Consider the following 10,551-nt stretch of genomic DNA (forward strand, 5'->3'; position numbering starts at 1 on the left):
GGCGACGCCCCTGATGAGTGACAGTGCAGAGCTTGGCTCAGGTTAGTGACATCTCGGTGACACTCATTTGACGTATCCGATTTCACCGGCAAAAAGCGTTTCGGCAGGACAGGGTGCGAGGAACTGAAACAGGCCGTGTCCGGTCTTATTTTTCAGCTAGTGAGCCGGCCGTCGGCACCGCTATACTGGCGGCCATTTATCATTTTGGCTTGGAGAGATGAGTATGTTGCATCGCCTGTTGTTCGGTTTGCTTGCTGTAGGCAGTTTGACGTTAGTCGGCTGTGCCAACAGCCCGCAACAACTTAGCCCGCAACCTAAACTCACGAGCCAACTCGCTGCGGTAGGCCATGGTCAGCCGGTGATGGTTCGGGTCGTAGACGGTCGCCCTTCGCCTACCCTGGGCACACGCGGTGGTCTGTACCCGGAAACCAGTGCTGTCAGCGTTCAGCCAAATGACATCCTGCCCAAGTTGCAGCAGCAAGCCGAAGCCGCCGTGCGTCTGCTGGGCTACACCCCGAGTGGTAACAGCGGCAACGTGCCTCAGTTGACGGTGACCCTGGCTGACTTGAAGTATCAGTCGCCCAAAGAAGGTCTTTATGTCACCGAAGCAACCATTTCCGCGACCTTTCGCGCTGACGTTGTAAACAACGGGAAAAGCTACAACGGTCGTTATGCAGCCTCGCTGGACCAGCGCTTCGGCATGGCGCCAAATCAGGAAACCAACACCAAGTTGGTCAGCGACGTTTTGAGCGATGCCCTGACACGGCTGTTCCAGGACCCGACAGTCGGGCAAATGCTTGGTCAGTAACGCCTGATTTCTTGATTCGATCTCTGTAGGAGCCAACGTGTTGGCGAGGGGCGTGACTGACAATGTCGTATAAGCCCCTTCGCCAACACGTTGGCTCCTACAGGATTTTTGCGTAATCCTTTCTCACGCCGCTTCCTGATAAAACCCTAAAAAATTCAAACCGGTTTGCAGATCAAGGTCTGGCAGGTCGTGGTGCTGGTGCCCGCCCAAGGCGCAATAGACCAGCCAATGTCGGTCTTGCACGTTGAAGGCCAGTGCATCGATTAACGCTTCTTGTTCATCGCTCTGAGCGATCAGGTAAAGCCGATCCTGGTTCTGTGCGTGTAACATTTCGCGCTCACTATCGGGGTCGAGGTGCCATACAGTGGTTGGTTCAGGTTACGTTAAGGTGACCACCGCTAAATTAGCCTGTAGATAGATAATCGCTCTACGAGGCTCCGGATGTGTCTGCAATCGTTTGAAACCATTCTTGTGTTCGACCTTGCACATTGCGTCAACAGCTTTGCCTTGCTGGCTGTCATTCCAGCTGCCTGGTTTCTGTACTTGACCCGTCGTCGTGAACAGCTGGAAATTCAGCACTTGGCTGTTATGACGGAACAGGCCCCCATCGATGAGCCGCAGCACATGATGGACATTTCGACATTACAGATGAATCGCTTCAACTACCGTTTCGGCTTTGGCTGCCTGACTGTTGTACTTATAGTTTCGTGGCTCAGCACTCGGCTTTAATCCCCGGCGACAAAAACGACATAAAAAAATGGCGCCCTTGAGGCGCCATTTTGTTGTGTTGGTGAAAATGTTTTAACGCGGCAGACCGGCTTTGACCCGGTATTGGTTGCGCACCGGAGTGGCGTATTGCAGCACCAGATACGGACGATGCTCCGCAGGGCAGGTGTCCAGGCGGCGTTGCCACTCAGCTTGTGCCTTGGCTAATTCGTCTGCGGCGAAAACTTGCGCGGCGGTGGGGACGTTCAGCGCCGGGTCAGCCTCAGCCCATTGGGCATACGCCAGATAGTGCGCAGGAAACAGGCGATAGCCGCCGAGAATTTGCCGATCCATTTCGATGGCCAATTGCTTGGTGTCGTCGAATGCTTCGGTAATCGGCGTGGCGAAGCTGACGTGCACGCGACCTTTATAGCCGGTAATCCCCAGCGCAATGCTGACATCATCTTCGCCCGGCACCTTTGTATAGCTGCCGGTGGTAGCGCGAATGTACAGCTCCCGGGCTTTGGCATGGTCACACGGGTCGTATTCGTAACTGATGGACACCGGCGTCAGGTTCAGCGACTTAATCACCTCAGCGAAGGGCTCATCCTTGCGGCTCATGTGAAACATTTTCAGAATCGCCGATTCGGTGCGGTCATCACCGTCTTTGGCGCGACCTTCTGCCTGAGCGATCCAGATCGATTGGCAGTCGTTGCGAATCGAGTGGTTGATATAGGCCGACAGCAATTGATACGCCGCCATTTTTTCCCGGCGCCCGCTGATCGAACGGTGCACGATGAAGCTCTTGTTCAGGCGCATCAAGTCGCTGACGTACGGCTTTTGCAGCAAGTTGTCGCCAATGGCAATCCTGGGTGTCGGCAGCCCGGCGTGGTACACCGCGTAATTGACGAAAGCCGGGTCCATGACGATGTCCCGGTGATTGGCCAGGAGCAAATAAGCATTGCCGGACTTGAGCCGTTCCACGCCAGTGTAGGTCACACCATCGGTGGCCCGCTCAATGGTATGGTCGACATACACCTCGACTTTGTCTTGCAGGGTCGCCACCGAATCGACACCGTTAAACTCGCGGCGCAGCCTGTGGGCTATAACAGGCCTGAGCATCCAGCCGAACGCACCGGCCAGACGAGGGAATCGAAAGTGGGTGAGGATTTCAAGAAGTGCTTTGTCGCTAAGCAGACGCGCCAGTACGGCTGGGACTTCGGCGTCGTCGTAAGGTCGGATGGCATCAAATTCGCCCATCATGCTCTCTTGTGGGATAGCGCTAGTGTTGAGGTAGTAGGCTGGGGGCTGAAAAATGCTGTCAGACCCGCTGAATAAAAAGAACCAGCCTTCAAATTGAGGGCGATTATACGCATAACTCTTCCCGGAGACCGCGATGCAGGAAATACAGGCTTACGACTGCCCTTACTGCGGCGAACCCGTAGAAGCCGTGCTGGATCTGTCCGGCGGCGATCAGAACTATATTGAGGATTGCCCGGTGTGCTGCCGGCCGATTGTGTTTGATCTGCAAACCGATGGCGAAGAGTGGAATCTGGACGTGCGCAGCGAGAATGAATAATGCAAAAGGTTTACGAGCCAGAAAATCTGATGGAAGGCGAGCTGTTGCAAGGCATGCTCGCCAGTGAAGGCGTCAAGGCCCATATCACCGGCCGCCATTTGCTGGGTGGCGTCGGCGAGTTACCGGTCTTCGGCCTGCTGGGACTCTCCGTGGATAACGATCAGGCGGAACAGGCACGGCAACTGATCGCCGAGTACAATGCCGCCATGCCGTTGTCGGGCGATGAACCTGACAATTTTCCTGACGTATTGGTGTGCTGACACGCGTTGGGGTCTGCTTCCAGAATCTGCGGTGAATGCAGGTTTCTTCCTATAGAGAATGTACTGCCCTCATGTGTGGACGTTATGCGCTGTTTCGCTGGAATCCCGCGTTTGCGGCGTTGCCCGGTTTTCCTGCTGACCAAAAGGCTCAGTGGAACATTTCCCCGACCGATTCGGTGTTGATGCTGCGCGGTCCCGACAGCGCGCGCGAGTTGTCCCGCGCCAGGTGGGGGTTGACGCCGCCTTGGCTGACTGACCTGTCCCGCACGCCCGCACATGCCCGCGCTGAAACCCTGGCCGAGCAACCGATGTTTCGTCAGGCGTTCAGGGAACGCCGCTGTCTGTTGCCGGCCAACGGTTTCTACGAATGGCGCGGCACCACGCGCAAGCGGCCGTTCTGGCTGACGCCGGGGGAGGGGTCGGCGTTGTTCTTTGCCGGGATCTGGGAAGCGTATCCGGTTCAGGAACATACGTATTTGAGCGTCGCGGTGGTCACCCAGGCCGCCGCCAGCCAGCGCCGACCGCTGATTCTTGATGCAGATGGCCAGGCCGCGTGGCTCAATCCCGACACCTCGATGCCTGCCTTGCAAGCACTGCTTGCCAGTCAGCAGTCAGCCTTGCGCGAACGCGCATTGGCCAACCTGGTCAACGACCCAAAGCTCAACGCCCCAGAGTGCCTGACGCCGCTTTAGTGGTCGATTACCGGACCAGCGCATCAACCTACATATTATTTTTTAAATAAGTTATGAACCGTTTGATACGAGCCAACCTGTTGGCGAGGCAATTAAGTCTCGCCGACAGGTGGTTCCTACAGGGTTCAAACCCTAAATTGATTAATCAACCGTCGTTGCTGCTCGGCCAGTTTGGTCAGTTCGGCGCTGGCTTTGCTCGACTCGTCGGCGCCGCCTGCGACTTCGTTGGCGACTTGGCCGATGTTGATCACGTTGCGGTTGATGTCTTCAGCCACCGCGCTTTGCTCTTCAGCCGCGCTGGCGATCTGGGTGTTCATGTCATTGATCACTGACACCGCCTTGGTAATCGTTTCCAGCGCTTGCGCGGCCAGTGCGGCATGGCCCACGCTTTCGTCGGTCTTGCTCTGGCTGTCTTCCATGACCTTCACCACCTGACGCGTACCGGACTGCAACTGCTGAATCATGGTCTGGATTTCTTCGGTGGCTTTCTGGGTTTTCTGCGCCAGATTGCGCACCTCATCGGCCACTACTGCAAAACCACGGCCCTGTTCACCGGCGCGAGCTGCTTCGATGGCGGCGTTGAGCGCCAGCAAGTTGGTCTGTTCGGCGATTCCGCGAATCGCCACCAGGATCGCATTGATATTTTCGCTGTCCTTGGCGAGCGTCTGCACCACCCCCACCGCCCGCCCGATTTCCACGGCCAGCTCGCTGATGGAATGGGAGGTGTCACGCACGATTTGCATGCCTTTATGCGCCGCTGCGTCTGCATGGTTGGCCGCTTGGGCTGCGTGAGTCGCATTGCGCGCCACGTCCTGCGCGGTGGAAGTCATTTCGTGTACGGCGGTCGCCACCAAGTCGATCTCGGCCAACTGCTTGTGCACACCTTGGTTGGTGCGAATGGCAATGTCGGCGGTGTGTTCGGACGAATCGCTGACCTTCTGCACCGACGTCACCACTTGGCTGATCATTACCTGCAGTTTGCCAAGGAAGGTGTTGAAACCGGTGGCGATGGAGCCCAACTCGTCGGCACGATCGCTATTCAAACGGCGGGTCAGGTCGCCTTCGCCTTGGGCGATGTCGTCCAGCATGGCAACCATCTGTTTCAGTGGTCGGGCGATACCACGGCCCACCAGCCAAATCACCAGCAAGCCCAGGCCCGCGATCAACAGCCCAACCATGGTCATGCCAAAAATATCGGTTTTACGTTGTGCGGCGAGGTCGATTTGCAATGTGTGCAAATCGGCCATGACCACGTCCAGCGGCAATTGCAGCATCAGCGTCCAGCGGGCATCGGTGGAGCCGATACCGAACGGCAGGTACAACGAAATGCGGCCGTGTTCTTTATCGAGTTCGTAACGCACTTGGTTGAGACCGATCTGACCGATGCTGGCGATCTTGTTGGCATCCAGCACATCGCTGGCTTTCTCGCCGAGTTTGCTGATGTCTTTGGTATAGGCCACCAGTCGGCCGTTGCTTGCGATCAAGGCCAGATCGCCTGCACCGCCGTACAGTTTCTGATCAGCCACGTTGAGCATGTCTTGAATGAAGTTCACCGACAGATCAGCACCAACAATGCCTTCAAACGCACCGTCGATGATGATCGGTTCAATGAACGAAGACAGCATGACCATTTTGTCGCCGACCCGGTATGGAGCGGGGTCAATGACGCAGGCTTTGCGGGTGTCTTTGGAGCACAGGTAGTACTCACTGGCACGAATGCCGGTGGACAGCAGTTTCTGATCGGTCACGTCAGCCAGCTTTTCCAGGGCCAGGCTACCGTCCTGTTTGCGGTACCACCACGACATCATGCGCCCGTCTTTTTCCATGCCGAGCACCGGTGGGTCGACATAGGCCGCGTCGTTGTGATCGACAGCGTTGGGTTCCCAGGCGATATACGAGCCGAGAATTTTCGGGTTCTGCACCACGGTTTCATGCAGCATGTTCAGCAACTGTTCGCGGCTGATTTTTAGCTGCGGTTCGCCCTTGCTGTCGTTCATGCCGATCAGTGCGTTGACTCGGGCCAATCCAGCAGCAGTTTGCAGCGGCGATTCCAATTCGCGCTTGATCTCACTGGCCTGGGTCTGGGCAATGGCAGTCAGGCGTTGTTCAACGGCCTGCTCGAATTGCACTTGGGTACGTTGATCCACCAATTCCTGAGTGCGGGCTCCGGAGAACAGCGCATACACGACGAGTGCCGCAACGACGCTGAGGATGATTGCGCCAGCGAGTGCTGCCACGGAAAACTGGATCGATTTGAACTTCATAAAGGCTCCGGACGTGAGATTACGTCTGCACTGCCTTATCGGCTGAGGCCTTGAATTACCTGAGCGGTGAGCGACCGAAGGGCCGTGATGGGTGCGTGCGGGTCGTTATTGAGTATGAAGGCGAGTTATATGACGATTTTGTAACGGCGGGATGAGGAATTTCGGGCAAATCGGGCCGTCACTGACGACCCGATTTCGAAGCTGCTGACGAGGGTGTCAGACCCAGCCGCTGATCTGCATGGCTTTGAACACCGCAAAGGCAGCCAAGACGAAAAACGCAAACGATGCCAAGCGACGAATCAACGTCAGGGGCAGTTTGTCGGCCGCGAAATTGCCAGCCAACACCACTGGAACGTTAGCGATCAGCATGCCCGCTGTGGTGCCGAGAATGACCAACCACAGATGTGAGTATTGCGCCGCGAGCATAACGGTGGCGATTTGGGTTTTGTCGCCGATTTCCGCGATGAAAAACGCAATCAGCGTCGTGAGGAACGGTCCGAATTTACGCGCCGAGCTGCCTTCATCGTCATCCATTTTGTCCGGGACCAGAGTCCACAGCGCGGTGGCGACGAAGCTGGCGGCCAGTATCCAATGCAACGTGGCGTCTGAAAACAGGCTACCGAACCATGCACCGACCGCACCGGCCGCGGCGTGGTTAACCAGGGTGGCGGCCACGATGCCAGCAATGATCGGCCAGGGTTTGCGAAAGCGTGCGGCGAGAATCAGGGCGAGCAGTTGGGTCTTGTCACCGATTTCGGCCAAGGCAACAACAGCAGTGGGGACTAGCAGGGATTCCAGCATCAGGCTTTTTTCCTAAGGGCGGGTGGACACGGCTATGACACGTACAGCCTCCCCGCCCTGGGTAAGGTGTTCGTGTCATAGGTCTTGTCAAACCACCGATCCATCTGAGCGGATCTGGGTCGCACGCACCATGGTCTGCTGACCAAGTATGTTGATACGTGCCGGACGAGCGTGAGGCTCGCGGGAGACTACTCCCCTAGGACGGAGCGGATTCTGCCTACGCGTAGCGCATTCGGCAAGTGCTTATTTCAAGCGCGTTTGGCGCGGTAGATGCGAAAACCCTGGCCTTCTGCCTTGACAGCACAGACACCAAAATGCTCTTCGATCAATGGTTGGTAGCGCAGAAAGCTATTGGCAACCAAGCGCAGTTCGCCGCCTGTTTTCAGATGAAGGCGTGCTTTTCGCAGCAAATTTTCCGTGGCCTGGTAATCGGTATGCACTCCGACATGGAACGGCGGATTGCTCAAAATCGTACTCAACCCCATCGGCGCGGCGTCGATACCGTCACCGGTTAACACCTCGGCTTCCAGGCCATTGGCGGCCAACGTCAGGCGGCTACTGGCGGTAGCGAAGGCATCGACATCCAGCAGCGTGACGGTGTTGTGCGGATAGCGGCGTTTGACTGCGGCGCCCAATACCCCCGCACCACAGCCGAAGTCGAGAACATTGCCGCTGGGCAGCTTGTCCAGATGTTGCAAGAGCAGCGCCGAGCCGCGATCCAGACGCCCGTGGCTGAAAACCCCCGGCAGGCTCACCACTTTAAGCGGGCCGTCTTCCATCTCTACTTCGTAATGCTGAGCGAGGCTTTCCAGTTCAACGGCGTGCGGCGCGTTGTCCACCGTCACCAGCCACAGCTGGCAGTGACGAGCGCTGTCGAGCTTGCGCGGCTTGCCAAAAGGACTCAATTGTTTGGCAGCGGCTTCGATCCCACTGCGTTTTTCGCCTACCAGGTACAACTCGCGACCCGCCAGGCGCGAGGCCAGCGCGTTCAATACGTAGTCGGCCAGATCACGGGCTTTGGGCAAAAACACCACGGCGGCTTCAAACGGTTGCTCTGGCGCGTTAACGCCGAAGTGAGTGCGTCCTTCGAAGCGCGTGTCCAACGACGCCTGGTCGCCAGCGTGCCAACACCAGCCATGGGCGTTGGGCAATTGCCCGAGCAGATCATCGGCGGGCAAACCTGCCAGAAGCAACGAGCCCTGAAACAATTCGGCCTGACGGAGTAGTACTTCGCTGCGCGGGTCCATCTTTAGCTCCTGCGAAATGGGCGAAGTCTAACGTTTTTTATCAGGCCTGTGCCGGGTGTCTCAGCTCACCACGCGTCGCGCAGTACCGGCGGCGAACGCTTGAACGTTTTCAACAAGCTGACCGACTATTCTCTGCCGAGCTTCGCGGCTGCCCCATGCGTTGTGCGGGGTAACGATCAGCCGTGGGATATCGCCGGCCAACAATGGGTTGCCATCGATAGGGGGTTCGACGGTCAATACGTCGGTCGCTGCGCCGCCCAATTGACCGTTGCGTAACGCATCGGCCAGCGCCTGTTCGTTGATCAAGCCGCCACGAGCGGTGTTGATCACAAACGCATGGGGCTTGAGTAGCGACAGTTCGTTAACACCAATCATGTCGCGGGTGTGTTCGTTGAGCGGGCAATGCAAGGTTAATGCATCCACCAGTGGCAGCAGCTCGTTGAGCGGAACGCGGTCCGGGCGGGCAGGGCGACCGGGGATTTGCCCCAGTAACACGCGCATGCCAAACGCTTCGGCCAATTTCGCCACCGCGCCGCCCAATTCGCCATGGCCCAACAGGCCCAGGGTTTTACCTTCCAGCTCGACAATGGGGAAATCCAGCAGGCAAAATTGTTTGGCTTGCTGCCAACGCCCATGCTGCACGGCGTTCTGATAATCCGGCAGACGCGTGGCCAGGGCGAGCAGCAACATCAAGGTATGTTGCGCCACCGACGGTGTGCCGTAGCCTTGGCAATTACTGACCACCACCCCGTGTTCTCGGGCTGCTGCCAAATCGACATTGTTGGTCCCGGTGGCGGTAATCAGCACCAGTTTCAGATCCGGGCACGCCGCGAAGGCGTTGGCGTCGATCACGGTTTTGTTGGTAATCGCCACTTGGGCGCCTTGCAGGCGCTGGATGGTCTGTTGCGGCGAACTGCTGCTGTGCAATTCCAGTTCGCTGAAGTTCTCGCGCAACGCCGTGAAATCCAAGTCGCCAAGGTCCAGGGATGTGTGGTCGAGAAATACCGCCTTGTATGGGCTGCTCATCGGTTTGGGCTCCTGAATAAATTAAACGATAACTGAATGCATTGCGGATAACGCCAGTAGCTCATCGGTACGCTGCTGTTGCGCTTTGCCGCACGCAGCCAGCCAGCGGTGAAAGTCGCGGCATTGTGGTTTGTGTAACGTATTCGGGTTCCAGCTCAGTTGGTAGGGCGACGACAGCTGAATGGCGTAAGGGTAGGGAATGATCAGGCGTCCTGCGGCTAAATCTCTTTCCATCATGGAATACTGAGCGAGCACGACGCCTTGCTCGTCGATCGCCGCCTGGATCGCCATGCTTGAAGACGAGTAACTACGCAGCGCGTTGACGCTGTAGTCGGCTTGCACTCCAGCCCGCTCAAACCACGTTTGCCATGACGGCGGCGAATCGAATTTGGGCCTGGAATCGATGCCGATCAATGGCAGGCGCAGCAGCTGTTTTGCCTTTTCGATGCGATCGTTCGGTGCGATCAGCGCCGGGGAGCACGCGGGGACGATGCAATCTCTAAACAGCTCCAGCGTATGTGCCCCGGTTTCGGTGCTTTCGCCGTAGCCGATACGGAAATCGACCCCGTCTTCATCCAGGGTTTGTGTCAGCGTGCTGTCGAAGTACAGGGTCAGCATCGGCCATTGTTTTTCCCAGTCATAGGCCAACGGCGCGAGCCACTTGGAAAGCACCGAGGGCAGGGCGCTGATGTATAAATGGTCGGGATTTTTGCTGCGTTCAACTTCGACGGTGGCCAAGCGGAGCGCTTCGAAAGCGGCTGTGCAGCGCATATGAAAGCGTTGGCCAATGGCGTTCATGCGTAAACGCTGGCCCTCCTTGTACATCAAACTCAACCCAAGGGTGTCCTCGAGGATCTTCATTTGCTGGCTGACCGCACCGGCTGAAATGCCCAAACGCTTGGCCGCCTGAGCGACGCCGCCACAATGACCGACAGCTTCGAATACCTGAAGAGCGCGCAGCGGCGGCAAGGTGCTCATATATTTCCAAATAAAATGGTTTAGAAAATCTAACGAATAAGACAGATTTAGCCATCTTTTCTTCAGATGTAAACCTCCTTAGACTTTCCAGCATGTACCGCTCGCATAAACGGGGCCGGTGCTGACCCCTGAGCCGCCCGCCTGTAATCCCCCTGCATTCCGCCAAAGCACACTTTTGGTTCGGAAAGTAA

Annotated in this window: 12 protein-coding genes; 5 read left to right on the forward strand and 7 right to left on the reverse strand. The window is 57.1% G+C overall.

What is annotated here, in order from left to right; all coding sequences use genetic code 11:
• Positions 1-223 precede the first annotated feature (223 nt).
• Positions 224-808 carry a YajG family lipoprotein gene (locus tag JWR17_RS15765; protein WP_299832862.1) on the forward strand — a complete coding sequence of 195 codons (585 nt, stop codon included), beginning with the start codon at positions 224-226 and terminating at the stop codon, positions 806-808.
• A 123-nt stretch (positions 809-931) separates the two neighbouring features.
• Here the strand turns inward: JWR17_RS15765 and JWR17_RS15770 are convergent, their stop codons facing one another.
• Positions 932-1,138 carry a hypothetical protein gene (locus JWR17_RS15770; RefSeq protein ID WP_299832863.1) on the reverse strand — a complete coding sequence of 69 codons (207 nt, stop codon included), beginning with the start codon at positions 1,136-1,138 and terminating at the stop codon, positions 932-934.
• A 111-nt stretch (positions 1,139-1,249) separates the two neighbouring features.
• On the opposite strand from JWR17_RS15770, the gene JWR17_RS15775 reads away from it, so the two are divergent.
• A complete protein-coding gene (locus JWR17_RS15775) occupies positions 1,250-1,537 on the forward strand; it encodes a hypothetical protein (protein WP_299832864.1) in 288 nt (95 codons plus the stop codon).
• 72 nt (positions 1,538-1,609) lie between these two features.
• On the opposite strand, the gene JWR17_RS15780 is transcribed toward JWR17_RS15775, so the two are convergent.
• The gene (locus JWR17_RS15780; RefSeq protein WP_299832865.1) at positions 1,610-2,776 is read right to left on the reverse strand and encodes a 1-acyl-sn-glycerol-3-phosphate acyltransferase; all 1,167 of its coding nucleotides are present in this window, start codon (positions 2,774-2,776) and stop codon (positions 1,610-1,612) included.
• 133 nt (positions 2,777-2,909) lie between these two features.
• Here JWR17_RS15780 and JWR17_RS15785 point away from each other — a divergent pair, with 133 nt between their 5' ends.
• The 3 genes from JWR17_RS15785 (at position 2,910) to JWR17_RS15795 (ending at position 4,044) form a co-directional block, all read left to right on the forward strand.
• Entirely contained in the window at positions 2,910-3,092 is a 183-nt protein-coding gene (locus tag JWR17_RS15785; RefSeq protein ID WP_299832866.1) for a CPXCG motif-containing cysteine-rich protein, read from the forward strand.
• On the forward strand, positions 3,092-3,352 hold the full coding sequence (locus JWR17_RS15790; RefSeq protein WP_299832867.1) for a DUF2007 domain-containing protein: 261 nt from the start codon (positions 3,092-3,094) through the stop codon (positions 3,350-3,352). Before JWR17_RS15785 ends, JWR17_RS15790 begins: the two co-directional genes overlap by 1 nt.
• A gap of 71 nt (positions 3,353-3,423) precedes the next feature.
• Positions 3,424-4,044 (forward strand): SOS response-associated peptidase, encoded by a 621-nt coding sequence (locus tag JWR17_RS15795; protein ID WP_299832868.1) that lies wholly within the window; start codon positions 3,424-3,426, stop codon positions 4,042-4,044.
• A gap of 125 nt (positions 4,045-4,169) precedes the next feature.
• Here the strand turns inward: JWR17_RS15795 and JWR17_RS15800 are convergent, their stop codons facing one another.
• From JWR17_RS15800 to JWR17_RS15820, 5 genes are all read right to left on the reverse strand, one after another.
• Positions 4,170-6,308: a methyl-accepting chemotaxis protein gene (locus JWR17_RS15800; RefSeq protein WP_299832870.1), complete on the reverse strand. Its 2,139-nt coding sequence runs from the start codon at positions 6,306-6,308 to the stop codon at positions 4,170-4,172.
• Positions 6,309-6,524: 216 nt separating this feature from the next.
• On the reverse strand, positions 6,525-7,109 hold the full coding sequence (locus JWR17_RS15805) for a TMEM165/GDT1 family protein (RefSeq protein ID WP_299832871.1): 585 nt from the start codon (positions 7,107-7,109) through the stop codon (positions 6,525-6,527).
• Positions 7,110-7,357: 248 nt separating this feature from the next.
• Entirely contained in the window at positions 7,358-8,356 is a 999-nt protein-coding gene (locus tag JWR17_RS15810; RefSeq protein WP_299832872.1) for a class I SAM-dependent methyltransferase, read from the reverse strand.
• Positions 8,357-8,416: 60 nt separating this feature from the next.
• Positions 8,417-9,382: a 2-hydroxyacid dehydrogenase gene (locus JWR17_RS15815; protein ID WP_299832873.1), complete on the reverse strand. Its 966-nt coding sequence runs from the start codon at positions 9,380-9,382 to the stop codon at positions 8,417-8,419.
• Positions 9,383-9,403: 21 nt separating this feature from the next.
• On the reverse strand, positions 9,404-10,360 hold the full coding sequence (locus JWR17_RS15820; protein ID WP_299832875.1) for a LysR substrate-binding domain-containing protein: 957 nt from the start codon (positions 10,358-10,360) through the stop codon (positions 9,404-9,406).
• Positions 10,361-10,551 lie beyond the last annotated feature (191 nt).

Source organism: Pseudomonas sp. (assembly GCF_028293835.1).
GTDB lineage: Bacteria > Pseudomonadota > Gammaproteobacteria > Pseudomonadales > Pseudomonadaceae > Aquipseudomonas.

What these genes read in the sequence shown, in the direction of transcription:
- JWR17_RS15765 (WP_299832862.1), top strand. Translation starts at nt 224, where the DNA reads ATGTTGCATCGCCTGTTGTTCGGTTTGCTTGCTGTAGGCAGTTTGACG.
- JWR17_RS15770 (WP_299832863.1), bottom strand. Translation starts at nt 1,138, where the DNA reads ATGTTACACGCACAGAACCAGGATCGGCTTTACCTGATCGCTCAGAGC.
- JWR17_RS15775 (WP_299832864.1), top strand. Translation starts at nt 1,250, where the DNA reads ATGTGTCTGCAATCGTTTGAAACCATTCTTGTGTTCGACCTTGCACAT.
- JWR17_RS15780 (WP_299832865.1), bottom strand. Translation starts at nt 2,776, where the DNA reads ATGATGGGCGAATTTGATGCCATCCGACCTTACGACGACGCCGAAGTC.
- JWR17_RS15785 (WP_299832866.1), top strand. Translation starts at nt 2,910, where the DNA reads ATGCAGGAAATACAGGCTTACGACTGCCCTTACTGCGGCGAACCCGTA.
- JWR17_RS15790 (WP_299832867.1), top strand. Translation starts at nt 3,092, where the DNA reads ATGCAAAAGGTTTACGAGCCAGAAAATCTGATGGAAGGCGAGCTGTTG.
- JWR17_RS15795 (WP_299832868.1), top strand. Translation starts at nt 3,424, where the DNA reads ATGTGTGGACGTTATGCGCTGTTTCGCTGGAATCCCGCGTTTGCGGCG.
- JWR17_RS15800 (WP_299832870.1), bottom strand. Translation starts at nt 6,308, where the DNA reads ATGAAGTTCAAATCGATCCAGTTTTCCGTGGCAGCACTCGCTGGCGCA.
- JWR17_RS15805 (WP_299832871.1), bottom strand. Translation starts at nt 7,109, where the DNA reads ATGCTGGAATCCCTGCTAGTCCCCACTGCTGTTGTTGCCTTGGCCGAA.
- JWR17_RS15810 (WP_299832872.1), bottom strand. Translation starts at nt 8,356, where the DNA reads ATGGACCCGCGCAGCGAAGTACTACTCCGTCAGGCCGAATTGTTTCAG.
- JWR17_RS15815 (WP_299832873.1), bottom strand. Translation starts at nt 9,382, where the DNA reads ATGAGCAGCCCATACAAGGCGGTATTTCTCGACCACACATCCCTGGAC.
- JWR17_RS15820 (WP_299832875.1), bottom strand. Translation starts at nt 10,360, where the DNA reads ATGAGCACCTTGCCGCCGCTGCGCGCTCTTCAGGTATTCGAAGCTGTC.